Genomic DNA, 24,428 nt, shown 5'->3' with positions numbered 1-24,428 from the left:
CCCGAACTCCCTGTTCTTATTGCCGGTTAAAATTTCTTCCCCCATTTGGCGACATAATTGACTGTTACATCCCCCGCTTTGGTGAAACCGCCGGTAACATAAAGATTCCCGCTGCTGTCAAAGGCAACGGCCATGATATTCCCGTCCGTTCCGTTACTGATAGCTTGCCACTGCGGAGAAGTCCCGGGATTAAGGCAGATGGCAATATGGTTGACAGTAACGCTGTCGATCGAGGTAAAGTCTCCGCCGGCGACCAACGCGCCGTTACCGGCCATTTTCAGCGCGTTGACCACCCCGTTCGGATTTCCCAGCGCGCTCCAGGCCGGCGTCCCGGCCGGATCGCTGCACTTGGCCAAATATTGATAATAACCCGAGCTGGTGACAATAAACGTGCCGCCGGCATAAAGGTTATTGGCCGCATCCAGAGCTAAGGCATAAACAGTATTGGAACCGGTATCAGGGATCTCACTGCCGACATTGTGCCAGCTGCCGTTCCAATACGCGACCCGGCTTAATGATGAAGCGCCGATCGCTTCGCAGGTAAAAGCCCCGCCGGCATATAAACTCCCAATTCCGTCGTAAACCATCGCCGAGACCGAGTCATTAAGGCCGTTGGTCATATTGTTCCAATGGCCGCTCTCATAGTAAGCGATCATGCTTTCCGCGGCCCAACCAACCTCTGTTGTAAAGACGCCGCCGGCGAATAATCTGCCGGCTTCGTTGTGCGCCAGAGCTTGGACATTTTTATCAAGCCCGCCGCCCAATGCCGACCAGGCGCTGCTTTCCCATTTCGCGACCTTTATGGCCGGCGCGGTAAATTTTCCGCCGATGTAAAGCGCCGAACCGATCCCGTCGATCGCCCAGACCATATCATTAACATCTGACGCCGTATTGCCCACCGCTTCCCAGGTTTGGAGGGCGATATTCCATTTGGCAAGATTGGCCGCGTTAACCCCGCCGGCAGAAGTAAAATCACCGCCAACGTAGAGGCCGTTCGCTCCATCGCAATAAAGCGCATATCCCCAGCCGCCGCTACTCAAACCCGAACCGAGCGGCTGCCACCAGTAGAGGTCATAATTCCTGGTCCCGACGGCGCTGTCCGTCCAACCGGCCATGAAAGCCTTGGCCTTGATGACCTGCGAGGTTTCGACCGTGATCGGGCCGGAATAGACCAGCGAAGCCGTGGTCGGGGTCGATTCGTCGGTTGTGTAATAGATCGTGGCGCCGCCGGCGTTCGCTTCGATCGTCACCGGTATGCTGTTCGCCTCGAGCGAGCCGGAAGCCGGGACCATCGTGATCGTCAATGTGCCGATCGTCGTGGTGGTCGTGCTGGTCATAGTAGTTGTCGTAGTTGTCCCCGGCGCGGCGGTCGTCGTGGTCGTGCCGGTCGTCGTCGTGGTAGTTGTCCCCGGCGCGGCGGTCGTTGTTGGCGACGAGCCGGTCGTGGTGGTCGTGGCGGAGCTGCCGGTCGTGGTAGTCGTGGCCGGCGCCGCCGTGGTCGTCGGCGCGATCGTGGTCGTCGTGGCCGCCGTCCCGCCTCCGCCGCAACCGGAAACGGTTATGAGCAGAAAACAAAAAGCGCCAACCAAACCAACGAAGCCCGCCAATTTAATATTCACTAACATTTCCCCCCTATTATTTATACGCAACCTTCAACCTGACCAGCAAGGGAAAGGTTAGCTATGGCAAGGGTGAATACCAGACATCGTTCAAGGCGGCGCTCCCATTCCAACCGCCGATGACCCACAGTTTATTATTAAAAACGACACTGCTGTGGCTGCCCCGGGCGCTGAACGCCGCCGCCGCAGTCACTTCCGTCCAGGTATTGTCAACGTTGCTGATATTCCAAACGTCATGCAGCACCCCGCCGTTATCGCCGCCGATCTGCCAAACCTTGCCGGCGGCAACCACGCTGGTCTGTCCGCCCCTGGCGGAATAATCGGCCGTCGGCGCGAGTTTCGCCCAGTTCGTTCCGTCCTGAGTTAACCAGACGTCGTTAAAATAAGTGGACGTATAATTATTATAACCGCCCATCAAGCCGACGTTCCCTTCGAAGGAAACCACGCCGGCACTGAATCTGGGCTCGAACGCCGCTTCCCGAGTGACGCATTCCCAGATAATCCCGTCGGCCGAACTCCAGACTTCGTTGGTCGGAACATCGTCGCTGGTATAACCGGCGATGATCCAGAGCTTATTATCGTACGCGATCACGGATGGGCGCCATCTGGCAATGCCGGTCGCTTCGGCCGTTGCCCTTTCCCACAAGACGCCGTCGCTGGAAGACCAGACGTCGTTCGAATAAGAAACGGACGGGTCTCGGCCGCAGACAACCCACATTTTGTTCAGGAAGACGGCGCTGCCATGGTCGCTCCTAGGGCCGAACGCCGCCTCGTCCGTCACCCTGGTCCAGTTGACCCCGTTGCTCGAATTCCAAACATCCTTTAGCCCGATCGAACCAGCCCCCATGCCACCGATCACCCAGATCTTGTTGTCAAACACCAAGCTGGACTGCCCGGACCTACCAGAGAACGCGGCTTCAGCGGTCGCCTGGGTCCAAACGCTGCCGGGGGTCAAGGTCGTGGTCGTGGTGCTGGTCGTTGTAGTGGTTGTGGTTGTACCCGGGGCGGCGGTCGTCGTTGGCGACGAGCCGGTCGTAGTGGTCGTGGCAGAGGTGCCGGTCGTGGTGGTCGTGGCCGGCGCCGCCGTGGTCGTCGGCGCGATCGTGGTCGTGGTCGCCGCCGTTCCGCCCCCGCCGCAACCGGTAAGGGTAAACAACAAGCAACAAAGCACCAAAAACAAACAAGGCCCAAGCAACAAATTCCATTTTTTCATTTCATGCTCCTTGGGAAAAGTCAGGGTTTTCTCACCCCGCAGGTGTTATAATGCCAGCGAAAAGGGGGTAAGTCAATATGGTAGAAAAAGAAGAGATCATTGAAGAGTTCAAGGTGAACGGTGAGCTGCTGCTGGCCAAGGTCAAAGAGATCGTTAAGGAAGGGAACGTCCGCAAGATCACGATCAAGGGTAAGGACGGAAAAGAGCTGATGTCGTTCCCGCTGACGTTCGGCGTGGTCGGCGCCCTGCTCGCCCCGGTCCTGGCCGCCGTCGGCGCGGTCGCCGCGCTCGTCACCGAGTGCACGATCTCGGTCGAACGGGACCAAACCGCTAAAACTAAGAAGAAATAACCGCTTTTAGGCTGTCGGCAAGCTCCCCGACCGCCCGGTTTACCGCCGGATGGACCGGCGCGCCGAAACGCGTGTCGGCCGGTTGGATCGCGATTATGGTCACGGCGCATTGCCAATCGGCCAGGATAAAATCGATCATCACCTTGAGCGGCAAAGCGTGGGTGGAAAAAGAAAAGCCGCCGATCTCCTCCGGCGTCAGGAGTTTGACCGTCCCCGGCGCCGCTTTCAACTCGGCCGCGTCAACGATCAATAAATGGGAAGGCTTGAGTTTTTTGATCTCGCCGGTCAGGTTTTCCGGCGCGGTCCCGCCCAGGAGGACCGTCGGTTTTGGGGCGTTTTGCAGTTGTGCGGCGACCAGCATGCCGGCCGCGTCGTCGCCGCGCAGGTCGGAGCCGACGCCGAGCAGGACGACCCGCGTCGCCCCCTTAAGACGGCTGGTCAGTTCCGCCTTCAGGTCCGTCGGCATTAAAAACGATCCTCAGCTTGTCGTGAGAGAACTGGGCCAGTTCGAAGTTCGGGGTGATCGCCAGCGCTTTTTTCGGACAGCTGTCGACGCACTGGCCGCAGTAGATGCATTTTCCCAGGTCGATATCCATTTCGAACTTCTTGTCGCCGAGCTTCTTGATCTCGATCGCGTCGGTCGGGCAATCTTTCATGCAGATCAGGCAGCCGATGCACTTCTCCGGTAAAAAATTAAGTTTGCCCCGGAAGTTTTTCGTCATCGGCATCGGCTTGTTCGGATAATCGACCGTCGCCGGTTTCTGGAAGAGCGTTTTCAGGACCAGGGCGATCATCGCCCCCGGGCGGCTAAAGATCTTTTTGGCCATCAGAGCAGTATCTCCTTTAAGATCAGGTTGATCAGGATCTGCAGAAAAGCGACCGGCGCGACGATCCGCCAGCAAAAATCGATCATCTGGTCGATGCGCAGGCGGGCCATGACCGTCCGAGCGAGCGTCAGCAGGCAAAGGATGAACAGGATCTTTATTAAATAAAGCGTAAAAGCGACGACCGGAGCATAGCCGAGGCCGAACGGCATAAAAACCGCCGCCAGCAGCGACGCGCCGACCACCGCCTCGATATCGATCGCCCAGCGGAAGAACGCCAGGAAGCGGCCGCTGTATTCGGTAAAGCTGCCGGCGACGATCTCGGTCTCCGCCTCCGGACTGTCAAAAGGGACGCGCTCCAGTTTGCCCAGCAGGGCGATCAGGGCGACGCCGAAGCCGATCAGGTTAAAAAGCCAGTACCACGGGTGGACCGTGTAATACTCGACCATTTCCGACAGCGACCAGGTGTTGGCTAAAAGCGCCGGGGCGAGCACGGCCAACAGCAGCGGGATTTCATAAGCAAAAAGCTGGGTGACCGAGCGGATCGCCCCGATCGTGGCGTAGAGCGAACGCGAGTACCAACCGCCGAGGAAAAAAGTAAAGGTCGGCAAGGTCAAGAGATAAAGGATGACGATCAGGTCGCCCTTGAAATAATAAAGCGCTTTAGTTCCCCAGATCGGGATGTAGAGGTAAGCGGCGCAAGTCGCCGCCAGGGCGACCAGCGGCACTAGTTTGAACATCGCCGGGTCCGCCTCCTCCGGCACGACTTCGCTCTTGCCGAACAGCTTGATCAGGTCGGCGACCGGCTGGAACCAGGGGGGGCCGACCCGGTTCTGGAACCGGGCATAAAGCTTCCGGTCGATGTATTCCGCCGTCGTCCCGAGGAACGACAGGAATAACAGTCCCGGAAAGACCAGGATATTAAATAATGCGCTTAACATTGCGGAAATCCACTCCCTGTTTACGGTACCAGTCGATGCTGTACTGCCGCAGTTTTTCCCACGACATCAGCCCCTTCCCTTCGACCTCGATCGCCCGGTCGGTGCAGGAGAAGCACGGATCGATCGCCGCCACCACGATCGGCAGGTCGGCCAGATAACGGTCTTCCAGCATCTTGGCGATCGCCTGGCTGTTCGCCAATGTTGGCGCGCGCACTTTGACCCGTTCGGGCATATCCGTGCCGTTCGCTTTGACATAATGGACGTCTTCGCCGCGCGGCGCTTCGTAGCGGCTCAGCGCTTCGCCCGCCGGGATCTTGCGCGGCGCGCGGACCGCGATCGGCCCGTCCGGCAGGTTCTTGATCACCTGCCGGATGAGCGAATACGCTTCCAGCAGTTCGCCGAGCCGGACGACCGTCCGGCCGTAAACGTCGGCCTGGTCGGCGCTGACCACTTTGAAATCGAGCTCGCCGTAAGCGGCGTACGGGTCGTCCTTGCGGACGTCAAAAGCGATGCTGGACGCCCGGGCGGTCGGCCCGACCGCGCCAAGCCGGAGCGCGTCCGCTTTGGGCAGCTTGCCGACCCCGGAAAGCCGCTGGATCAAGGTCGATTCCTCCTGCGCGATCTGCACGTAGTATTTGGTCTGTTCCTCCAGTTTGTCGATGATCTTGAGGATCTTCTCCCCCTCTTCTTTGGTGAGATCGCGGCGGACGCCGCCGATCGTGTTAATGCCGTAGTTGACGCGGTTGCCGGTCAGCTCGGCCAGCAGGTCCATGACCGCTTCCCGGTCGCGCCAGGTATACATTAATAACGTGTCAAAGCCGATCTCGTGGCCGGCCACGCCGAGCCAGAGGAGATGGCTGTGGATCCGCTCCAGTTCGCCGATCAGTGTCCGGATATACAAGGCCCGCCGGGGGACCTGCAGACCGGCGATCGTCTCCACCGCCTGGACGTAAGCGGTGGAATGGGCGTGGGAACAGATCCCGCAGATCCGTTCCAGCAAGTACATGTCCTGGATATAGGTGCGCGATTCGCAGCCTTTTTCGATCCCGCGGTGGTTGTAGCCGATCTTGACCTGGATCGCGTCGATCTTTTCGCCGCGCAGAGCCAGGCTAAAGCTGGTCGGCTCTTTTAACGCCGGGTGCTGCGGCCCGATCGAGATCAGCATATCCCGGTCTTTATCGTCCATGTTAGCCGGCCTCCTTCTGGTCCAGGACCTTAGGGTCCCAGTCCTTGCGGAGCGGATATTGGCCGGCCGGCCAGTCGTCCGGCAGCGGATAACGGACGCCGTCCGGCAATCCAGCGACTTTCACGCCGAGCAGGTCGACGACTTCCCGCTCATAGATCGCCGCGCCGGGGAAATAGTCGATAACCGTCCGGAGATCTTCCTTGTCCTTTAAGATCTTCGTTTTCAGGTTAAAGACCAGCCCACCCTTGCTCAGGTGATAGATGAAAGCCAGGTATTCTCCCTCATCCAGCCCGGTGATCGTGCAGAGCGCGTCAAATCCGAGTTCTTTGACCGCGTAGCCGAACACGTCGAAAAAGAGGTCGTAGCTGACCTCGCTCCAGAGACGGCGCTCCCCCTGCTCACGGATGCCGCCTTTAAGGTAAACGAATTTATCTTCCAGCTGCTGTTTAATCTGCGTGAGATCGCTCATGCCGCTCCCTCCAGTTTCTTAAGCAATTTGACCACGCCGTCGATGATCGCCTGCGGGCTGGCCGGACAACCGGGGATATAGGCGTCGACCGGGATGACCTGATCGATCCCTCCCTGGACATTGTACAGCCCGGAAAAAACGCCGCCGCTGGTGGCGCAGCTGCCGACCGCGACGACGAACTTCGGCTCGGCCATCTGCTCGTAGATCCGCACCAGCCGGTCGCGGATCTGGCGGGTGACCGGGCCGGAACAGACCAGGATATCGGCATGGCGCGGCGTCGCCTTGAGCTGGACGCCGAATCGCTCCAGGTCGAAGCGCGGCGTCAGCGCCGCGATGATCTCGATGTCGCAGGCGTTGCAAGCCCCGGTGTTGAAATGGAGGATCCACGGCGATTTGAGCCGCGACCAGTGGACGATCTTATCGATGATCTTCATCCCTGCCTCCGGAAGAGGAGCAACAGGCCGAAGGCGGCCCCGCCCAGGTAAATAACGGCGATCGCGACCGAACCGGGCGCGGCCAGCGGCACGGTCGCCACCACCAGGGTGACCACGTGCAGGATGGTGAAGAAAAAGGCGAAGGGAAAGAACTGGCTGTAATCGGGCCGGACCCGGTGGGTCTTGACCTCTTCGCCGCCGGTGTAAGCCTTGGTCAGGCCGCTTGGCGCTTGTTTAACCTTGAAAGCGAGCGGGCTCAGCAGCCAGTACAGGCCGAGCGCGGCCAGCAGCAAGACCAAAAAAGCGAGCGGCGGACTAAGCAGCATGTTCATCCTTTCAGTTGCCTCGCGTTCTTGACGTTAAGCGAATCATATTCGTTCTGGAAAGCCAGCACTACCCCGGCGGCGACGATCATCACCACGACCTCGATCACGATCACGGTAATGATCATCCCCTGGCTGACCGCGCCGTGCCCGCCCAACACCCCGGCGGCCAGCAGGAACAAAGTTACCCCCTTGATCAGCAATTCCAGGCCGATCAGGACGCGGAACAGGTTGTAAGTGACCAGCAGGCAGTAGAAGCCGATCACTATCAATAAGATCGCCGCCGACGCGTATTGCCAGAAAAACAGCGTTTGCTCAATGTTCATCTTTTTTCCTCTCCCGGAAAAGCACCAGGACGCCGAACACTCCGGCCAGCAGGACCATGACCTGCCCGAACAGGTAGATCCGCCGGTATTCCCAGAGGACGACCCGGACATCGCCGATCGTTTCCGGCCAGGGCAGAGCCAGATTGAGCGGGACCCGGACAAAATAAAGACCGGCCGCTGCGGCCAGCAGCAAGAGCGGCAGCGGCCAGAAACGGCTGATCCGGCTCTCGCGCCTTTTTAGGAACTCTTTGAGCGGCAGGCGGTGAGTTAAGCTGATGATGCTGATAAAAATGACCGGGATCAAACCGGCACAGACCGACAGTTCGAACGCGGCCGCGTACGGGGCGTTAAAGCGGAACATGATCACCGTCAACAGGACGCTGGTCAGAGCCAGGCCGATCGCCGACCGCAACAGCAGCGGCGTCAGCGCGGTCCAGAGCGCGACGATCACGAGCAAGATCAATAATGCCAGGTTCAACATCTTATCTCCCCACCAGCCAAAAGAGCGGCAGCGCCAGGCCCAGCAGCACGGTGATAACGGACAGGCCGACCGCCGGCAGCAGTAACAGCGCGCCGGCCTCGGTCACGCCGCTCATCGCCGGATCGACCCGGCCAAAGAACAGTTTCCGCTGCAGCAGCAGGAAATACGCCAGGGTCAACACGCTGGCCAAAACGGCGATCAACGCGTAAACATATTGGCCGGCGAACCAGAGCGCCATGACGACCGCCAGTTTGCTCCAGAACCCGGCCAGCGGCGGCAAACCGGCCGTCGAGAGCGAAGCGATCAGCATCGTTACCCCGGTCACCGGCATTTTCCCGCCCAGTCCGCCGATCTTGTTCAGATCGGTACTGCCGGTCTGTTCTTCCAGCGCGGCGGCATTGGCGAACAGCTGGGACTTGAACACAGCATGATTAAAGAAATGGAACAGCGCGGCCAACAAGCCCAGTCTGGTCCCCGCGCCTAACGCCAATATAATGTAGCCGATCTGGCTGATGCTCGAATAAGCCAGCAGTCTTTTAACGTCCGTTTGGCCGAGGGCCGCCAGCGCGCCGACCACGACCGACAGCGCTCCGGTCAATAAGAGGATATTGGCGACCGGCGCCGGGCCGGTAACTTCGCTGACTAAACGGATCAAGGCAAAGACGCCGGTAGCCTTAGTGATAATGCCGGCCAAAAGAACGGCGACCGGGCCGGGCGCCGACGAGTACGCGTCGGGCAGCCAGCCGTGGAACGGCACGACCCCGCTCTTGATCAGCAGTCCGCTGAGAAAAAGGGCGATCGCCGCCCGGGGCGCGAAACTCCCGGCCGCGGCCGGGATCGCCTGCCGCAGGGCGATGAAAGTATTGCTCGGCGCGAAGATCAACCCAAGGCCGATGGCCGCCAGCATCATGACGCTGGCGACGACGGAAAGCAGGAGATATTTCCAGACCCCCTCAAAAGCCAGCCGGTCATGGCGGAGGCAGATCAGGACGAACGTCGCCAGGGCGGTCACTTCGATAAAGATGTAGAGCTGGAACAGGCCGTTGACCATGGCGATCCCGTTCATCCCGATCAGGGCGATCATCAGGAGGGAAGAAAAATTAAGCAGGTCATTTTCCCGCCGCCAGGTAGCGGCGGCCACCAGCAGGGCGGCCAGCGAGACCAAACCGGCCGTCAGCATCATGACCACGGCCAGGCCGCTGATCTGCAGATTAAAACCGAAGACCGGTTCCAGCTCGGCAATGATCAGCCGGTCCCAAAAACCGGTCGGATTGACCAGCACGATCGCGATCTGCGCCAGGCAGATCGCCGCGGCCAGCGCCAGCGCGCTCCTGGTCCGGAACCGGGCCGGGACCAGGTTCATCGCGATCAGCGCGGCCAAAGGCAAAAATAACAGTAAATAGCTCATTGTTTACCTCAACACCAACCAGAGCACGGTCAGGCCGCCGACCAGCGACCAGGCGACATAGGCGCTGACGTTGCCGCTCTGCACCCGGCGGGTCAGGGCCGATCCCCACTCCACCAGTTTAACCACGACCACCTCGTAAAATCCGTCGATCAAGCGGTCCAGCTTATACAAGAGCCGCGACAGGGCCCCGACCCCTTTCATCCCAATCTCATAAGGGTCAAAAGCCTTCTTTTCGGCCAGATCATAAGCCTGATGGAGCCCCGGTGCGTAGTGGATATGATCGACCGCCCCTAAGCCCTGGCCGGTCTTCCTGACGCCGTAAAGATGATTGAGCAGCGCGCCGATCAGGACCAGGAGAGTGATCGCGATCAGCAGGAGATTGGACGGCAAGCCGTAAAAGTTATGCCCTTCCAGCAAATGCGGCGCCAGTACCGGCTGGAGCAAATACTTGACCGGCAGAACGTTGTAAACGCCGAAGAGGACGCAGACCGCCGCGATCACGATCATCGGCAGCAGCATCAGCCACGAAGTTTCTTTGACGTTTTGGTTGGCCGCCGCAACCTTGCCCAGGAACGCCGCGTGGCCAAGCTTCAGGAACGAAGCGGCGGTCAGGAACGAGCCGCCGACCGCCATCAGATAGAAGAGCCAACCCCGCTCGAGCGCTCCGTCATAGATCAGCTCTTTGGAGAAGAAACCGTTGAACGGCGGCACCCCCGAGATCGCAAGAGCGGCAATAATGAAACAGCCGAAAGTGACCGGCATTTTCCCGCCAAGACCGCCGAGCTTGCTGAGGTCGGTCGTCCCCGCCTCTTTTTCCACCGCGCCGCCGGTCAGGAAAAGGCACGATTTATACAAAGCGTTATTGAGCATGTGGAACAGGCCGCCGACGATGCCGGCCGGCACCGCCGTGCCGATCCCCAGGACCATGTAGCCGACCTGGCTGATCGCGTGATAAGAAAGGAGCTTTTTAAAATCCTTTTGGATCAGCGCCATCATGACCGCCAGAACGATCGTGACGCCGCCGATGATCATTAACAAATAGCTAAGCGAGGAATGCGGAGTCAGACGGAACAGCTCCAGACTGATGCGGGTCAAAAAGTAGATGCCGAGCAGCTTTTCCAGCGCGCCGGGGACAAAAGCCATGAACGGCAGCGGCGCGTCCTTGGCCGCGTCCGGGATCCAGCTGTGGAACGGCATCGCGCCCGCCTTCGCCAGCGCGCCGATCATCAGGAGGACAAAGGCCAGCGCCGGCCAACCGGTGACCGGCAGCGCGATTGCCGACATCACAAAGGTCCCGGCCAGTAAACCGGTCAAGGCCAAGCCCGCCATTAAGCAAAGATCGGTGATCCCGACGATCACGAACGCTTTAACGGCCGTGCGAAACGAAGCGCGTCCGCCTATGTAGATCATACCAAACAGGGTCAACAGCAAACCTTCCCAGAAAAAGAGGAAGAGGATCAGGTTGTTCGCCAGGACCGCCCCGACCGACATGATCACGGTCAATAACAGATAAAGCCAGAACTGGCCGGCCCCCTCTTTCCCCTTCATGAAGACCAGCGAATAAAGCGCCACCAGGGCGGCGAACGCCACGATCGCCCCGGCGATCAGCACGCCGAAATGATCGAACCGGAAAAGCACCGCCAGGCCGAGGTCGGCGTGGCCGAAAGCTTTCATTAAATAGTTAAGCGGCAGGTTGATGACCAGCGTCGCGGCCAGGGAAAGAAAAGCCAGGAAAGCGACGCAGGCGACCATCAACCAGGACCCTTCCTTGGCCGTTACTCCGCGCGGCTCGCCGAGAAAGACCAGGGTAAAGAGCCGGAGCAGATAAAGGATCGTCAGGCAGGCGCCGAGCACAAAAGCGAACGTGATCCAAAGCTCGCCGCTCCGCAGGCCGCCGGCGATCACCAAATACTTGCTGAAGAATCCGCCAAAAGGCGGTATCCCCATGACGGAAAAGGCGCAAAAGAGGAACGAGACCGCCGTCACCGGCATTGTTTTGATCAAGCCGCCCATCAAGGTGATATCTTTGGTCTTGGTGTTCTGTTCGATGATCCCGGCCGAGAGGAAGAGCCCGGCTTTGGCCAGGCCGTGCATTAATATGTAAAGAAGTCCCCCCACCACTCCGATCACGTTATTGATCGCCAACCCGAAGAAAATGAAAGCGATCTGGCTGACCGTGGAATAAGCAACGATCCGTTTGATGTCCGTCTCGACCAGCGCGGCGCCGGCCGCGACCAGCGCGCTGACCGCCGCGATCGCCGGTACGGCGGTATGCCAGAATTGCCCAATGGCAAAGGTGGCCAGGAACAACCGGGCAAAAACGTAAACGCCGATCTTGACCAGGACCGCCGCGTGAAGCAAGGCGGTGACCGGCGAAGGCGCGACGCCGGCGTCGGGAAGCCAGGTATGGAACGGCAGTGTGGCCGATTTGCTCAAGATACCGGCCAGGATCAGGGCGACCAGCGACCCGGGGAGCGCGTAACCGACCATCCCGGTCAATTCCAATGTTCCGGTCAATTGATAAATAGCGACAAAAGCCAACAGCATCAGAAGCGCGCCAAAAGCGGTGACCAAAAAAGCCTTATCGGCCTTAAGCACGTCTTTGGGCTCCCGGTAAAAGCCGATCAGCCGCCAGCTGGCGATCGCCGTCAGTTCCCAAAAGACGTACAAAGCGATCAGGTTATTGGAGTAGACCAGCCCCATCATTGAGCCGAGGAAAAGGACGACCATCAGGTAATATTCGTTCTGGTTAGCGTAATGGTCGATATAATCGAATGAGTAGAGCACAATGATCAGGCCGATGCCGGCGGAGACCAGCGCCATAAAAAGCGAGAGCGGGTCGATAATGAAACAGAGAACTTTCGCCCCGCTGAAAGCGTGCGGCAGCAGCAAGGCCGAGGCAAGCAACGGGACCGCCACCAGCAGCAGCGCCAGCCAGTTACGGAGCTGCTTGGAGATAAAACCGGCCAGCGGCAGCAAGAATGCCCCGATAACGGGAACAAGGACCGCGCTTAAGACTAATGCTTCGTTTTTCATCAGGCGTTTGACACGACAAACCCCACCCGTTAGGTGGGGTTGTTACATATATTATAATAAATCCTGCCGTCCGGCGCAAGCCGATTTTCCCCGGTAAAGGGTGATATAATTAAGTTATGGACTTGTTCGACAAAAATCTGGCCGATTTTAAACAAAACGACGCTCCTCTGGCTTATCGGATGGCGCCGCGCACGCTGGACGAGGTCGTGGGCCAGGCGCACATCATCGGCCCCGGCAAGCTGCTGCGGCGGTTGATCGAGACCGACAAGGTCACCTCGGTCATTCTCTACGGCCCGCCCGGTATCGGCAAAACTGCCATCGCCAGGGTAATAACTAACACGACTAAAGGGCACTTTGAATGGCTCAACGCTTCGGTTGCCAAGGTCGACGACATCCGCCGGGTAAGCCTGGAAGCCAAAGAGCGGATCAAGCTCCACAAGGCACGGACGATCCTTTTCCTGGACGAGATCCACCGTTTCAACAAGCTCCAGCAGGATGCGCTCCTGCCGGACGTGGAAGAAGGGAACATGATCCTGATCGGCGCAACGACCGAGAACCCGTTCTTTTACGTTAATTCCGCCCTCGTCTCCCGCTCGCAGATCTTTGAGCTCAAACCGCTGGCCGTTGACGACCTGCAACAGTTGATCACTACGGCCATCAACGATAAAGAACGCGGCTTCGGCAAGCTCAAGGTGAAGATCGCGGCCGACGCCCTGGAGCATCTGGCCAAGCTTTCCGACGGTGATGCCAGACGAGCCCTCTCTGCCCTGGAGCTCGGCGTCCTCTCGACCAAGCCGGATAAGAAGGGGCATATTAATATCACCCTGAAGGTCGCCGAAGAATCGATCCAGAAGAAAAAGATCGTTTACGACAAGAAAGGCGAAGAGCATTACAACACGATCTCCGCGTTCATCAAGTCGATGCGCGGTTCCGACCCGGACGCCGTCCTCTACTATCTGGCCAAGATGATCTACGCCGGCGAGGACCCGCGCTTTATCGCCCGGCGGATCGTCATCTGCGCCGCCGAAGATGTCGGCAACGCCGACCCGTTAGCCTTGGTGATCTCTAATTCGGCCATGCAGGTCGCCGAGTTCGTCGGCCTGCCGGAAGCGCGGATCCCCCTCGCCCAGGCCGCCGTCTACGTCGCCACCGCGCCGAAAAGCAACGCGGCCTATCTGGGGATCAATAATGCGATGAAAGACGTCGAGGAAAGCCCGACGCTAGCTGTTCCCGACCATTTAAAGAACGCCGTTTACGAAGGCGAAAAGAAAATGGGTAAAGGGCAAGGGTATAAATACGCCCATGATTATCAGGGCGGTTACGTCAAACAAGACTATTTACCGGTCAGTAAAAAGTATTACGAGCCGAAAGACATCGGCTTTGAGAAGAAGATCCGCGCCCGGATGGACGAATTAAAGAAAAATGGCTAGATTGCTCGGGGCCCACATGTCCATTGCCGGCGGGGTCGACCAGGCGCTTGACCGGGGTTTGTCGATCGGCTGCACCGCCATTCAGCTCTTCGTCAAGAACAATAACCAGTGGCTCAGCAAAGAGATACCGGCAGAACAAATCGCGGCCTTCCGGCAGAAAAAGACGATCTTGGCCTTTGCCCATACCGGTTATCTGATCAACCTGGCGGCAATCAATCCCGACAACCTGGAAAAGTCCCTTCAGTCCCTCCGCCAGGAGCTTGATTTAGCCGAGTCCCTGGCCCTTCCCTTCACTGTTCTCCACCCCGGTTCGCATTTAGGCGAGGGCGAAGAAGCCGGATTAAAGAAAGTCGCCAAGAACATAAAAGAGTTGCTCGGACAAACCAAGGGATATCAGGTCAAGATCGCAGTAGAGACGACCGCCGGCCAGGGGACCAACCTCGGTTATAAGTTCGAACACCTGGCCGAGATCCTCGATCTGGTCGGCGAACCGGCACGCATGGGAGTTTGCTTTGATACCTGCCACGCTTTCGCGGCCGGTTACGAATTAAGAACGGCTGAAGGATACCACTCAACCTGGGAGCAGTTCGCTAAAACGATCGGCCTGGATAACCTGCTGGCTTTTCACCTCAACGATTCCCAGTCCGATCTCGGCACCAAGAAAGACCGTCACGAACACATCGGCAAGGGGAAGCTTGGCCTGGAAGCTTTTCGTTTGTTAATGAACGATGAGCGTTTTGCTCAGCTGCCGATGGTCCTGGAAACCCCGAAAGATCCCGATCTCCAACAGGACTGCGAGAACCTGAAAGTTCTGCGCGGGCTGGTCGTGATATAATTAGCCCATGAAGTCGCGCCATTACGAAGATCTCGGCTTTGCCAAGGTCGACCACCATCGCCACCAACGGAAAGGATTCCCCGAGGTCATTTATTGCGCCGGGAAGACTCCGCGACAGGTCGCTGAGATAGCTAAAAAGATCTGGTCGCACGGCCATGACGTCCTGGCTACCCGGGCGGACCGTAAGGCGTTCACCGCCGTCCGTAAAGTCATTAAAGCCGCGCAGTATCACGAAACTGCCGGGGTCATTACCGCTCTCAAGAGACCGAGACGTTCAGTCTCGGGTTCCTTGGTTACCATCGTGACCGCCGGGACCGCCGACCTCCCCGTGGCCGAAGAGGCCGCCGTCACCGCCGCCTTCCTCGGGCTGAGGGTCGAGCGCTTGTTCGACGTCGGCGTCGCCGGCATCCACCGCCTGTTCAGCAACCTGGACAAACTTAAAAAAGCCCGGGTCATCATCGTCGTCGCCGGCATGGAAGGGGCCCTCCCCTCGGTCCTTGGCGGCGTGATCGACAAACCGATCATCGCCGTGCCGACCAGCGTCGGCTACGGCGCCAGTTTTAAAGGCCTGTCCGCCCTGCTGACGATGCTCAACGCCTGCTCGCCCGGCATCGCGGTCGTCAATATCGATAACGGCTTCGGCGCCGCCGTGATGGCCTACTATATCGCCAAATGAAGATCGCCTACTTTGACTGCCCTACCGGTATCTCTGGGAATATGATACTAGGAGCATTGCTGGATGCTGGTTTAGATAAGACTTATCTATTGGCTGAGCTTCAGAAACTTCAAACTTCCAACTTCAAACTTCCAAACAAGGCACAAATCATAATCTCCAAGACCAAAAAGAGAGGATTGGCGGGCACTTACTTTAACGTTAACTTCAAGAAAAACGATCGGCCTCGTAATTTAGCCGACATTTTAAAGATCATTAAACGGAGCAAGTTGTCGGCACCGGTCAAAAAGCTAAGCGGCCAGATCTTCCGGCGGCTGGCGCAAGCCGAAGCGAAAGTCCATGGCCTCCCGGTCAACAAGGTCCATTTCCACGAGGTCGGCGCGGTCGACGCGATCATCGACATTGTCGGCGCTTGCCTCGGCCTGGAAAAGCTCGGGATCGAAAAAGTTTATTGCTCCCCTCTGCCCGCCGGCCAAGGCAAGATCGCCCACGCCCACGGAATACTCCCGAATCCCGCCCCGGCGACGGCGGAATTGCTTAAAGGAGCGCCAACTTACTCGACCGGCCTTAAAGGCGAACTGGTCACGCCGACCGGCGCGGCGATCATTACCGCCATCGCCGAGTTCGCGGAGATGCCGAAACTGAAGGTCGAAAATATCGGTTATGGCGCCGGCTCGCTCGACCTTTCCCGGCCCAATCTGCTCCGGGTCTTTATCGGCGAGGCGCTGCCGCCGACCGAGCATGATGCAATTTTACAAATTGAGGCCAACATCGATGACATGGATCCCCGGCATTACGACCGGGCGATCGCCCGGCTGATGAAGGCCGGCGCGCTGGACGCTTCGGTCCAGCCGATCAGGATGAAAAAGCAGCGAGCGGCGGTCAAGCTTGAAGTCCTCTGCCTGCCGGAAAAAAAAGAGCGGCTGTTAGACGCGGTTTTCACGGAAACGACCACGATCGGCACCCGGGTCTATCTGGTCAAACGCGAAAAGCTTAGGCGCGAGATCCGCGGCGGCAACAAGATCAGCTATTTCGGCCCCCAGGTCAAACGGATCAAGCCGGAGTAAAGAGAGTCACCTGCTCCGCCGTTTAAGACCTTAAGGAACCGGGGCCAAATCGATCGAAGTTGCCAGGTTGGCATCAGGGCTTCCATCGTTGACCACTACCCCTAGAAAAGTCGGACCGCTACCTCCATTATAAATCCCGGAATAAGAATATGATTCAAAGCTGGGCGAGACCGCAGCCAGGTAAAACGTACCGGCTTCGCCGGTTACAAAGGTAAAGTCGGTATATTGCGCGGTCAAGGTGACCGGGACAACACCCACTACGGAAGCCGCAAATGCCGCCTCGCTGGTGGCGTTGGTAGCGACCGCGACTGCGGCTTTTGTTAATGGATATCCTGCTCGATTGAGCTGGCCGGTGATCGAATAGCTCCGAATCGTCGTAGTCGTCATGACGGTGGTCGTCGTCGTAGTCGTTGTGGCCGGGGCCGCCGTCGTGGTAGTGGTAGCCGGTGCCGCTGTCGTGGTCGGCGCCGCCGTGGTCGTGACGGCCGCCGTCGTGGTGGTCGGGACCTCGCCGCCCCCGCCGCCGCAGCCGCTCAAAATAAAAAACCCGTAACTTAAAGCCAGCAACGCGCTCAAAATAATGAGCCAGGACGTTTTTTTCACTTGGCTTCTCCCTTGAAAAGTTCGATCTGTTCTTCTTTACGCGCCGCCGCCGCCCGAACAAACCCGGCAAAGAGCGGATGCGGCCGGTTCGGCCGCGACTTGAACTCCGGATGGTATTGCGTCGCCAGGAACCAGGGGTGATCGGGCAGTTCGACCACTTCCACCAGGTCGGCGGCCGGATAGATCCCGGACATGACCAAGCCGCCGTCCGCCAGCGCCTGACGGAACTCGTTATTCAATTCATAGCGGTGGCGGTGCCGCTCGCTGATCTCTTCCTTGCCGTAGGCCTGGTGCAGCAGCGTCCCTTTCTTGATCTTGCACGGATAAGCGCCCAGCCGCATCGTGCCGCCCTTGTCGGTGATCGCTTTCTGCTCCGGAATAAAATCGATCACCGGATATTTCGTTTCGGGATCAAATTCCGAAGAATTGGCCCCTTTCAACCGGCAAACGTTGCGGGCGAACTCGATCACCGCGCACTGCATCCCGAGACAAAGCCCCAGGAACGGGATCCCATTCTCGCGGGCGAACCGGATCGCCCGGATCTTCCCTTCGATCCCGCGCGCGCCGAAACCGCCGGGGATCAGGATCCCCTGCACGTCGCGGAAGACCGTCTCGATATTCTCTTCGCCCTCCAGCTTCTCCGCGTTGACCCAGGCAACTTCGATCGCGGTCCGGTGCGGTAAGCCGCCGTGCTTGAGCGCCTCAACGATGCTGATGTAGGAATCGCCGAGCTCGGTATATTTGCCGACGATGGCGATCCGGACCTTCTTCTCCGGGGCCTTCAGGTCTTCCACCATCTTCGCCCACTCGGACAGGTCCCCTTTTTTCGCCGTCAGGCCCAGGTATTTCAAGACGATCTCGTCCATTCCTTCGCGCTCCAGCATCAGCGGGATCTCGTAAAGCAGCGGCGCGTCGGGCATGCCGACGACCGCTTCCTTGTCGACGTCGCAAAAGAGCGAGATCTTCTCCTTCATTTCCTGGCTGAGCGGCTCGCGCGAGCGGCAGATGATGATGTCGGGCTGGATGCCGATCTCGCGCAGCTTCTGGACGCTGTGCTGGGTCGGTTTGGTCTTGAATTCGTGGGTGGTGTCCAGGAACGGGACCAGCGTCACGTGCAGGTTGACGCAATTGTCGCGGCCGACCTCCTTGCGGAACTGGCGGATCGCTTCCAGGTAAGGCAGGCCTTCGATGTCGCCGACCGTGCCGCCGATCTCGCAGATCACGACGTTGAATTTTTCCTCTTTCGTCACCTGGCGGATCCGTTCTTTGATCTCGTTGGTAATGTGGGGAATGACCTGGACCGTGCCGCCCAGGTAATCGCCCCGCCGCTCGCGGGTGATCACGTTCCAGTAGACCATGCCGGTCGTCACGTTGTTGCCGCGGCCGAGATTGACGTCGATGAACCGTTCGTAATGCCCCAAGTCCAGGTCGGTCTCGGCCCCGTCCTCGGTCACAAAGACCTCGCCGTGCTGGTACGGGTTCATCGTCCCCGGGTCGACGTTGATGTACGGATCGAGCTTCATGATGGAAACGGAGATGCCGCGCGACTTGAGCACCCGGCCCAAACAGGCCGCCGCGATCCCCTTGCCCAAAGAACTAACCACGCCGCCGGTCACGAAAATATATTTAACCATTTGTTTACTCCAAAAATAAGCTTTTAGTCGAGAAATTCGGGTCGCTCGTGATATTGACCCCCAACCGCCGCAAGCCCGCTTCATCGCCCGGGGTCGGAATATGGGTCAAATGGACCTCGCACCCCTGCAGCTCTTTCAGTTTTTCCATCGCCAATTGTGCGGTGGGATTGGTCGCCGCGCTCATCGCCAGCGCCACCATCGTCTCGCCCAGGTCCAGGCTGACGGCTTTCGCCCCCAGGATGTCCTTCTTCAGGTTGCCGATCTGCTCAATGACGTTGGGCGACAGCAGGTGGAGCTTGTCCGGGATCTCCGCCAGTTTTTTGATCGCGTTCAGGATCAGGCTGGAAGAAGCGTGCATCAGGGCGAAGTTCTTGCCGGTAACGAGCGCGCCGTTCCGCAGCTCGATCGCCGCGCCGCAAAAGAAGCCGTCGTGCCCCTTATTCTGCCGCTGCGCCTCCTCGGCCGCTTTCCTGGCCGCGCCAACTACGCGCCGATCGTCGGGTGACACGCCCATCTCTTCCATGATCAGCTCGACCCGCTGGGATGTCTCTTTGTCCATAAAGCCCATCATGTACTCGCAGGCGTAGCGGAAATAGCGGCGGATGATCTCCTGGTTGGCCGCCGACTTGACCGCCTCGTCGTCATAAATGCCGGAACCGGCTTTATTGACCCCCATGTCGGTCGGCGACCTGTAAATCGACTCCTGGCCGGTGATCTTTTCCAGGATCCGCCAGAGCAGCGGAAAAGCTTCGATATCGCGGTTATAGTTGACCGCGACCGTTTCGTAGGCTTCCAGGTGGAACGGATCGATCATGTTGACGTCGCGCAGGTCGGCCGTGGCCGCCTCGTAAGCGACGTTGACCGGATGCTTGAGCGGCAGGTTCCAGATCGGGAAGGTCTCGAACTTGGCGTACCCGCTCTTGTGCCCGTGCTTGTAATCGTGATAGAGCTGGGTCAGGCAGGTCGCCAGCTTGCCGCTGCCCGGGCCCGGCCCGGTCACGACCACCAGCGGTTTTTTCGTCTTGATATACGGGTTCTTGCCGTAGCCTTCGTCGCTGACGATCAGATCGATGTCGGTCGGATATCCCTTGGTCAAGCCGTGGGTGTAGACATTGATGCCGCGGCGCTCCAGTTTGTTCTTGAAGATCACCGCCGCCGGCTGCTCGGCGAACCTGGTAATGACCACCGCCAAAATATCGATCCCCCACTCCCGCAGGTCGTCGATCAGCTTGAGCGCCGCCGCGTCGTAAGTTATCCCGAAATCGGCCCGGACCTTTTTCCGCTCGATATCTCCGGCGTAAATGCAGAGGATAAGGTCGGCCTTGTCCTTGAGCTGCTGCAGCAGCCGCATCTTAATGTTCGGGTCGAAACCCGGCAGGACGCGGGCCGCGTGATAATCGAAGATCAGCTTGCCGCCGAATTCCAGGTACAGTTTGTTATCGAACCGGTCGGCCCTTTCGATGATCGCCTGGGTTTGCTCGGCCAGATATTTTTCGCTGTCAAAGCCTTGCTTCACTATTTCCGCCTTTCATATTCGTCATGGATCTCGCCGACGATCTCCTCGACCAGGTCTTCCAGCGTGACCAGGCCGAGCGTGTGGCCGAATTCGTCCACGACGATCGCCAGGTGCTTGTATTCAACCTGCATCTGGTCCAGCAGGTCGTTGATCAGTTTCTCGGACGGGATAAAGAGCGCCTGGCGCAAATGGTCGGCGAGCTTCTCGCCGCTCCGCACTTCCAGCAAATCCTTGGCGTAAATAACCCCGACGATATTGTTCAAGTTCTGGTCATAAACCGGCAAGCGCGAATGGCCGGACCGCTTGATCAGCTGGACGGCGTCCCCGACGCTGGCTTCGGCGCCGATGCAGGCCATCTTATCCCGCTCGGTCATCACTTCCTTGGCCGTCAGGTCCCCGAACTTAAAGACCGAGGTAATCATCTCCCGCTCGTCCTTCTCAAAGACCCCTTCCCTTTCGCCGGCAATGAGCAGCATCTTGATCTCTTCTTCGCTGACGAACGGCCGGCGCTCGTTGCTCAAGCCGCCGCCCAGCAGAAAGACGAACGGCCGGCTGATGATCGTGAGCAGCCAGGCGATCGGATTAAGCAGCCATTCAAAAATGACCATGACCGGGGCAAGCAACAGGGCCAATTGTTCGGCGTTCCTGATCGCCACGGTCTTCGGCGTGATCTCGCCGAACACCAGGATGAACAGGGTCATTAAGCCGATCGCCGCCCCGATGATCACGCCCATTTCCTTCAAGCCGAGACCAGCAAAATAATTCTCGATCAGGGTCGTGGCCAGGACGGAAGCGCTGATATTAACGATGTTGTTGCCGACCAGGATCGTGGAAAGCAGCTTGGCCGGATCTTCCCGCAGGCGGCGGAGGATCTTGGCGCCCGGTTTTTTCAGCTCCACCAGATTGGCGATCCGCGGCCGGCTGATCGTCGTCATCGCCGTCTCCGACATCGAAAAGAAGGCGGAAAGGACCAGCAGCACCGTTAAGAGCAAGATGCTCGCCATTTTAGGCCAACCTCGGTATAAAAATTAACAGGCCGATCAGGACGGCGCCGATCGCCGTCGCCAGGACGGCTCCGGCGGCCACGTTCTTGACCAGCGCCGCGAGCGGGTGGTCTTCCGGCTTGACCAGGTCGACCAGCGCTTCCAGCGCCGTGTTGAACATTTCCGCCGCGATCACGGCCGTGATCGTCAGGATGAGGAGCGCCAGCTCCCCGGCCGGCAGCCGCAGCGCCACCGCCAGCAGCATGACGAGTACGCCCACGCCCAGGTGGATCCAGACGTTGCGCTGGGTCGCCAGCACGTGCTGCGCTCCGCTCCGGGCGTATTTAAAGCTCCGTATAAATTTTTTCGGCACGGCTCATCTTCCTCCCGTGGTCATGGCCAAGGACATGGAGCGCCCCGTGGATGACCAAGCGTTTCAGTTCCTGCCGGTAAGTAACGCCAAATCGTTGCGCGTTCCGTTCGGTCGTCGGCCGGGAAATTATCACGTCGCCCAAGATCGAACTTTCATTGTAAGGAAAAGCCAGGACATCGGTCGGCTTGTCCTTATGCCGGAACTGCTTGTTCAGCCGGCGGATCGTCCGGTCGTCGACCAGCGAAACGTCGATCCGTCCCCGGGCTTTTTCCCCCTTGATGATCCGGCGGACCAGTTCACGGTACATGGATGACCGCCTTGCTGACGTCGCCGCCGATCCCGCGCAGCTTTTCGATGATATTTTCGTAGCCCCGGCTGATGTGATGGTCCCGGTCCTCCAGCGACGTCTCGCCGTCCGCCGCCAAACCGGCGATCAGGAGCGCCGCTCCGGCCCGCAGGTCGGAGACCTTGACCGGCGCGCCCGACAGTTTCGCCACGCCGTTGATGATCGCGCTCTGCCCCTCCAGCTTGATGTCGGCGCCGAGGCGGCGGAGCTCGTGCATGTGCATGAAACGGTTCTCAAAGATCGTCTCCGACACGACCGACGTCCCGCCGGCCAGCGCCAGGAACGCCGCCATCTGCGGCTGCATGTCGGTCGGAAAACCGGGGAACGGCATCGTCTTGACGTCGACCGCCTTGAAGTGGTCGCCGGTCGCGTCCACTTCCACCGTGTCGGCCAAGAATGTCACTTTGACCCCGCTTTCCTGCAGTTTGCGGGCGATCGCTTCCAGGTGTTCGGGAATGATCCCCTCGATGGTCACCTTACCATTGGTAATGGCCGCCGCCGCCATGATCGTCCCCGCCTCGATCCGGTCGGGGATGATCGAATATTCCACCGGGCGCAATTGTTTGACCCCCTGGACCCGGATCACGTCGCTCCCCGCCCCCACGATCTGCGCGCCCGCCTTGATCAGGAAATTGGCCAGGTCGACGATCTCCGGCTCCTTGGCGGCGTTCTCGATCAGCGTTTCGCCGTCGGCCAGCGAGGCGGCCATCATCACCGATTCGGTGGCGCCGACCGACGGGAAGTCGAGGTAGAAGCGCCCGCCTTTCAATTTTTTCGCCTCCGCGATCACAAAGCCGTGCTCCAGCTTGACCTTCGCCCCCAGCGCCTCCATCCCCTTGATGTGGATGTCGACCGGCCGCGAACCGATCGCGCAGCCCCCCGGCAGCGGGATCTTGGCCAGGCCCTTGACCGCCAGGATCGGGCCGATCACAAAGAACGAGGCGCGCATTTTGGTGACCAGTTCGTAAGGGGCGACGTGTTTAACGGAATAATTCCAGACGTCAACGGTGTTGGGGACCGACTGCGAGTATTCCGCCCGGATGCCGAGCGCCCGCAGCACGCGGATAATGGTGATCACGTCGAGCAGGTTCGGCACGTTCTTGATCACCGAGTGTTCCGGCAGGAGAATGGTCGCGGCCAGGATCGGCAGCGCCGCGTTCTTGGAGCCGGATACCCGGTATTTGCCGCTCAGGGGTTTTCCCCCTCTAACCAGCAGCCGCTGCATTGAATTCCTCCGGTTTCTTGTCCATCAGCCCGAAATAGTGCAGGATCGCGCCGATGATCCGCTCGCTCGCCCGGCCGTCGCCGTACGGGTTGATCACCTGCGACATCCGCCGGTATTCGGCCGGCTCGGTCAGCAGCCGGCTCGCTTCGTTGTAGATCAGCGCCTCGTCCATGCCGACCAGCTTCACGGCGCCGGCGGTGATCGCCTCCGGCCGCTCGGTCTTTTCCCGCAGGACCAGCACCGGCTTGCCGAGCGACGGCGCCTCTTCCTGGACCCCGCCCGAATCGGAAAGGATCAGGTAAGACGCTTTCATTAAATGAATGAACGGCTCGTAATCGAGCGGCTCGATCAGGCTGACGTTCTCGCTTTCGCCCAGCAGTTCGTAGACCACGCTGCGCACCTGCGGGTTCTTGTGGACCGGGATCACGATGTCGATCTCCTGCCGGAACTTGTCCGCCAGCCGCCGGAGCGCGCCGCAGATCTGCCGGAGCGGTTCGCCGAAGCTTTCGCGCCGGTGCACGGTGACCAGGACCATCTTCCGTCCCCGGCGCAGCTTGAGCCCGAGCCGGCCCAGGTCGTATTTTTTCCCGGCGACCTCCAGCAGCGCGTCGATCACCGTGTTGCCGGTCAGGTAGATCCGGTCGGGCGGCACGTTCTCCCGTAACAGGTTGTCCCGCGACGAGCCGGTCGGCGGGAAATGGATATCGGCCAGCGAAGTCGTCAGTTTCCGGTTCATCTCTTCGGGGAACGGCCGCCACTTGTCGTAGGTGCGCAGCCCCGCCTCCACGTGCCCGATCGGGATCCGGTGGTAAAAGGCGGACAGGGCCGCCGCGAACGTCGTCGACGTATCGCCCTGGACCAGCAGCATGTCCGGTTTTTCCCGGAGAATGACCTCTTCGAGGCCGGCCAGCGATTTATTAACGATGCTGGTCAGCGTCTGGTTCGCCTCCATAATGTCCAGGTCATAGTCCGGCTCGATCTTGAACAGGGCCAGGACCTGGTCGAGCATCTGCCGGTGCTGGGCGGTGACCACCACGACCGATTCCAGGAAATCGGGATAGCGCCCGACCGCCTTGATGATCGGCGCCATCTTGATCGCCTCCGGCCGGGTCCCAAAAACGAACATCGCTCTT

At 59.3% G+C, this 24,428-nt stretch carries 26 protein-coding genes; 5 read left to right on the top strand and 21 right to left on the bottom strand.

All coding sequences use genetic code 11. From position 1 onward, the window contains the following. Window positions 1–26: 26 nt before the first annotated feature. Both WC529_06285 and WC529_06280 read right to left on the bottom strand, forming a co-directional pair. The gene (locus tag WC529_06285; protein ID MFA5113882.1) at window positions 27–1,625 is read right to left on the bottom strand and encodes a chitobiase/beta-hexosaminidase C-terminal domain-containing protein; all 1,599 of its coding nucleotides are present in this window, start codon (window positions 1,623–1,625) and stop codon (window positions 27–29) included. A 55-nt stretch (window positions 1,626–1,680) separates the two neighbouring features. Continuing rightward, entirely contained in the window at window positions 1,681–2,775 is a 1,095-nt protein-coding gene (locus WC529_06280; protein ID MFA5113881.1) for a hypothetical protein, read from the bottom strand. Between the two features lie 134 nt (window positions 2,776–2,909). Between WC529_06280 and WC529_06275 the strand changes: the two genes are divergently transcribed. After that, a complete protein-coding gene (locus WC529_06275) occupies window positions 2,910–3,182 on the top strand; it encodes a DUF4342 domain-containing protein (GenBank protein ID MFA5113880.1) in 273 nt (90 codons plus the stop codon). Here WC529_06275 and hycI read toward each other — a convergent pair. From hycI to WC529_06220, 11 genes are read right to left on the bottom strand one after another with little or no spacing between them, the layout of a single operon-like run. Next, on the bottom strand, window positions 3,169–3,648 hold the full coding sequence (hycI, locus tag WC529_06270; GenBank protein ID MFA5113879.1) for a hydrogenase maturation peptidase HycI: 480 nt from the start codon (window positions 3,646–3,648) through the stop codon (window positions 3,169–3,171). The two genes, WC529_06275 and hycI, sit on opposite strands and share 14 nt — an antisense overlap. Further along, window positions 3,608–4,009, bottom strand: coding sequence for a 4Fe-4S binding protein (locus WC529_06265; GenBank protein ID MFA5113878.1), 402 nt, complete (start codon window positions 4,007–4,009; stop codon window positions 3,608–3,610). Before WC529_06265 ends, hycI begins: the two co-directional genes overlap by 41 nt. Beyond that, the gene (locus tag WC529_06260; protein ID MFA5113877.1) at window positions 4,009–4,947 is read right to left on the bottom strand and encodes a complex I subunit 1 family protein; all 939 of its coding nucleotides are present in this window, start codon (window positions 4,945–4,947) and stop codon (window positions 4,009–4,011) included. The genes WC529_06265 and WC529_06260 overlap by 1 nt, the downstream gene beginning before the upstream one ends. After that, complete coding sequence (locus tag WC529_06255) at window positions 4,928–6,112, bottom strand: nickel-dependent hydrogenase large subunit (GenBank protein MFA5113876.1); 1,185 nt, start codon at window positions 6,110–6,112, stop codon at window positions 4,928–4,930. The genes WC529_06260 and WC529_06255 overlap by 20 nt, the downstream gene beginning before the upstream one ends. Window positions 6,113–6,134: 22 nt before the next feature. Then, window positions 6,135–6,602, bottom strand: coding sequence for an NADH-quinone oxidoreductase subunit C (locus WC529_06250; protein ID MFA5113875.1), 468 nt, complete (start codon window positions 6,600–6,602; stop codon window positions 6,135–6,137). Further along, on the bottom strand, window positions 6,599–7,036 hold the full coding sequence (locus WC529_06245; GenBank protein ID MFA5113874.1) for an NADH-quinone oxidoreductase subunit B family protein: 438 nt from the start codon (window positions 7,034–7,036) through the stop codon (window positions 6,599–6,601). Before WC529_06245 ends, WC529_06250 begins: the two co-directional genes overlap by 4 nt. Then, window positions 7,033–7,362, bottom strand: a complete 330-nt coding sequence (locus WC529_06240) for a hypothetical protein (protein ID MFA5113873.1) — start codon at window positions 7,360–7,362, stop codon at window positions 7,033–7,035. Before WC529_06240 ends, WC529_06245 begins: the two co-directional genes overlap by 4 nt. A 2-nt stretch (window positions 7,363–7,364) precedes the next feature. After that, window positions 7,365–7,685, bottom strand: coding sequence for an NADH-quinone oxidoreductase subunit K (locus WC529_06235; protein ID MFA5113872.1), 321 nt, complete (start codon window positions 7,683–7,685; stop codon window positions 7,365–7,367). Beyond that, window positions 7,675–8,166, bottom strand: coding sequence for a hypothetical protein (locus WC529_06230; GenBank protein MFA5113871.1), 492 nt, complete (start codon window positions 8,164–8,166; stop codon window positions 7,675–7,677). The genes WC529_06235 and WC529_06230 overlap by 11 nt, the downstream gene beginning before the upstream one ends. Before the next feature lies 1 nt (window position 8,167). Beyond that, window positions 8,168–9,574, bottom strand: coding sequence for a proton-conducting transporter membrane subunit (locus tag WC529_06225; GenBank protein MFA5113870.1), 1,407 nt, complete (start codon window positions 9,572–9,574; stop codon window positions 8,168–8,170). Window positions 9,575–9,577: 3 nt separating this feature from the next. Further along, window positions 9,578–12,610: a proton-conducting transporter membrane subunit gene (locus WC529_06220; protein ID MFA5113869.1), complete on the bottom strand. Its 3,033-nt coding sequence runs from the start codon at window positions 12,608–12,610 to the stop codon at window positions 9,578–9,580. A gap of 116 nt (window positions 12,611–12,726) precedes the next feature. Between WC529_06220 and WC529_06215 the strand changes: the two genes are divergently transcribed. The 4 genes from WC529_06215 to larC are packed head-to-tail and all read left to right on the top strand — an operon-like array spanning window position 12,727 to window position 16,615. Then, window positions 12,727–14,040, top strand: a complete 1,314-nt coding sequence (locus WC529_06215; GenBank protein MFA5113868.1) for a replication-associated recombination protein A — start codon at window positions 12,727–12,729, stop codon at window positions 14,038–14,040. Continuing rightward, on the top strand, window positions 14,033–14,875 hold the full coding sequence (locus WC529_06210; protein MFA5113867.1) for a deoxyribonuclease IV: 843 nt from the start codon (window positions 14,033–14,035) through the stop codon (window positions 14,873–14,875). Before WC529_06215 ends, WC529_06210 begins: the two co-directional genes overlap by 8 nt. 7 nt (window positions 14,876–14,882) lie before the next feature. Further along, complete coding sequence (larB, locus tag WC529_06205; GenBank protein MFA5113866.1) at window positions 14,883–15,551, top strand: nickel pincer cofactor biosynthesis protein LarB; 669 nt, start codon at window positions 14,883–14,885, stop codon at window positions 15,549–15,551. Then, on the top strand, window positions 15,548–16,615 hold the full coding sequence (larC, locus tag WC529_06200; protein ID MFA5113865.1) for a nickel pincer cofactor biosynthesis protein LarC: 1,068 nt from the start codon (window positions 15,548–15,550) through the stop codon (window positions 16,613–16,615). The genes larB and larC overlap by 4 nt, the downstream gene beginning before the upstream one ends. A 30-nt stretch (window positions 16,616–16,645) precedes the next feature. Here larC and WC529_06195 read toward each other — a convergent pair whose 3' ends face one another. The 8 genes from WC529_06195 to wecB are packed head-to-tail and all read right to left on the bottom strand — an operon-like array spanning window position 16,646 to window position 24,421. After that, on the bottom strand, window positions 16,646–17,191 hold the full coding sequence (locus tag WC529_06195) for a hypothetical protein (GenBank protein ID MFA5113864.1): 546 nt from the start codon (window positions 17,189–17,191) through the stop codon (window positions 16,646–16,648). Between the two features lie 23 nt (window positions 17,192–17,214). Continuing rightward, entirely contained in the window at window positions 17,215–18,852 is a 1,638-nt protein-coding gene (locus tag WC529_06190; GenBank protein MFA5113863.1) for a CTP synthase, read from the bottom strand. 4 nt (window positions 18,853–18,856) lie between these two features. Continuing rightward, window positions 18,857–20,368, bottom strand: coding sequence for a DUF1846 domain-containing protein (locus WC529_06185; GenBank protein ID MFA5113862.1), 1,512 nt, complete (start codon window positions 20,366–20,368; stop codon window positions 18,857–18,859). Then, on the bottom strand, window positions 20,368–21,372 hold the full coding sequence (locus WC529_06180; GenBank protein MFA5113861.1) for a hemolysin family protein: 1,005 nt from the start codon (window positions 21,370–21,372) through the stop codon (window positions 20,368–20,370). The genes WC529_06185 and WC529_06180 overlap by 1 nt, the downstream gene beginning before the upstream one ends. Before the next feature lies 1 nt (window position 21,373). Beyond that, a complete protein-coding gene (locus tag WC529_06175) occupies window positions 21,374–21,724 on the bottom strand; it encodes a diacylglycerol kinase family protein (GenBank protein ID MFA5113860.1) in 351 nt (116 codons plus the stop codon). Continuing rightward, window positions 21,696–22,031 (bottom strand): rRNA maturation RNase YbeY, encoded by a 336-nt coding sequence (gene ybeY / locus WC529_06170; GenBank protein ID MFA5113859.1) that lies wholly within the window; start codon window positions 22,029–22,031, stop codon window positions 21,696–21,698. The genes WC529_06175 and ybeY overlap by 29 nt, the downstream gene beginning before the upstream one ends. Then, window positions 22,021–23,295 (bottom strand): UDP-N-acetylglucosamine 1-carboxyvinyltransferase, encoded by a 1,275-nt coding sequence (gene murA / locus WC529_06165; protein MFA5113858.1) that lies wholly within the window; start codon window positions 23,293–23,295, stop codon window positions 22,021–22,023. Before murA ends, ybeY begins: the two co-directional genes overlap by 11 nt. Further along, window positions 23,276–24,421: a UDP-N-acetylglucosamine 2-epimerase (non-hydrolyzing) gene (gene wecB / locus WC529_06160; protein MFA5113857.1), complete on the bottom strand. Its 1,146-nt coding sequence runs from the start codon at window positions 24,419–24,421 to the stop codon at window positions 23,276–23,278. Before wecB ends, murA begins: the two co-directional genes overlap by 20 nt. Window positions 24,422–24,428: the final 7 nt, after the last annotated feature.

Source organism: Candidatus Margulisiibacteriota bacterium (assembly GCA_041650855.1).
In the GTDB taxonomy this organism is placed as follows: domain Bacteria; phylum Margulisbacteria; class WOR-1; order O2-12-FULL-45-9; family XYB2-FULL-48-7; genus JALOPZ01.
This window is presented reverse-complemented; position numbering and strand designations above follow the sequence as displayed.

What these genes read in the sequence shown, in the direction of transcription:
- WC529_06285 (MFA5113882.1), bottom strand. Translation starts at nt 1,625, where the DNA reads ATGTTAGTGAATATTAAATTGGCGGGCTTCGTTGGTTTGGTTGGCGCT.
- WC529_06275 (MFA5113880.1), top strand. Translation starts at nt 2,910, where the DNA reads ATGGTAGAAAAAGAAGAGATCATTGAAGAGTTCAAGGTGAACGGTGAG.
- hycI (MFA5113879.1), bottom strand. Translation starts at nt 3,648, where the DNA reads ATGCCGACGGACCTGAAGGCGGAACTGACCAGCCGTCTTAAGGGGGCG.
- WC529_06265 (MFA5113878.1), bottom strand. Translation starts at nt 4,009, where the DNA reads ATGGCCAAAAAGATCTTTAGCCGCCCGGGGGCGATGATCGCCCTGGTC.
- WC529_06260 (MFA5113877.1), bottom strand. Translation starts at nt 4,947, where the DNA reads ATGTTAAGCGCATTATTTAATATCCTGGTCTTTCCGGGACTGTTATTC.
- WC529_06255 (MFA5113876.1), bottom strand. Translation starts at nt 6,112, where the DNA reads ATGCTGATCTCGATCGGGCCGCAGCACCCGGCGTTAAAAGAGCCGACC.
- WC529_06250 (MFA5113875.1), bottom strand. Translation starts at nt 6,602, where the DNA reads ATGAGCGATCTCACGCAGATTAAACAGCAGCTGGAAGATAAATTCGTT.
- WC529_06245 (MFA5113874.1), bottom strand. Translation starts at nt 7,036, where the DNA reads ATGAAGATCATCGATAAGATCGTCCACTGGTCGCGGCTCAAATCGCCG.
- WC529_06240 (MFA5113873.1), bottom strand. Translation starts at nt 7,362, where the DNA reads ATGCTGCTTAGTCCGCCGCTCGCTTTTTTGGTCTTGCTGCTGGCCGCG.
- WC529_06235 (MFA5113872.1), bottom strand. Translation starts at nt 7,685, where the DNA reads ATGAACATTGAGCAAACGCTGTTTTTCTGGCAATACGCGTCGGCGGCG.
- WC529_06230 (MFA5113871.1), bottom strand. Translation starts at nt 8,166, where the DNA reads ATGTTGAACCTGGCATTATTGATCTTGCTCGTGATCGTCGCGCTCTGG.
- WC529_06225 (MFA5113870.1), bottom strand. Translation starts at nt 9,574, where the DNA reads ATGAGCTATTTACTGTTATTTTTGCCTTTGGCCGCGCTGATCGCGATG.
- WC529_06220 (MFA5113869.1), bottom strand. Translation starts at nt 12,610, where the DNA reads ATGAAAAACGAAGCATTAGTCTTAAGCGCGGTCCTTGTTCCCGTTATC.
- WC529_06215 (MFA5113868.1), top strand. Translation starts at nt 12,727, where the DNA reads ATGGACTTGTTCGACAAAAATCTGGCCGATTTTAAACAAAACGACGCT.
- WC529_06210 (MFA5113867.1), top strand. Translation starts at nt 14,033, where the DNA reads ATGGCTAGATTGCTCGGGGCCCACATGTCCATTGCCGGCGGGGTCGAC.
- larB (MFA5113866.1), top strand. Translation starts at nt 14,883, where the DNA reads ATGAAGTCGCGCCATTACGAAGATCTCGGCTTTGCCAAGGTCGACCAC.
- larC (MFA5113865.1), top strand. Translation starts at nt 15,548, where the DNA reads ATGAAGATCGCCTACTTTGACTGCCCTACCGGTATCTCTGGGAATATG.
- WC529_06190 (MFA5113863.1), bottom strand. Translation starts at nt 18,852, where the DNA reads ATGGTTAAATATATTTTCGTGACCGGCGGCGTGGTTAGTTCTTTGGGC.
- WC529_06180 (MFA5113861.1), bottom strand. Translation starts at nt 21,372, where the DNA reads ATGGCGAGCATCTTGCTCTTAACGGTGCTGCTGGTCCTTTCCGCCTTC.
- ybeY (MFA5113859.1), bottom strand. Translation starts at nt 22,031, where the DNA reads ATGTACCGTGAACTGGTCCGCCGGATCATCAAGGGGGAAAAAGCCCGG.
- murA (MFA5113858.1), bottom strand. Translation starts at nt 23,295, where the DNA reads ATGCAGCGGCTGCTGGTTAGAGGGGGAAAACCCCTGAGCGGCAAATAC.
- wecB (MFA5113857.1), bottom strand. Translation starts at nt 24,421, where the DNA reads ATGTTCGTTTTTGGGACCCGGCCGGAGGCGATCAAGATGGCGCCGATC.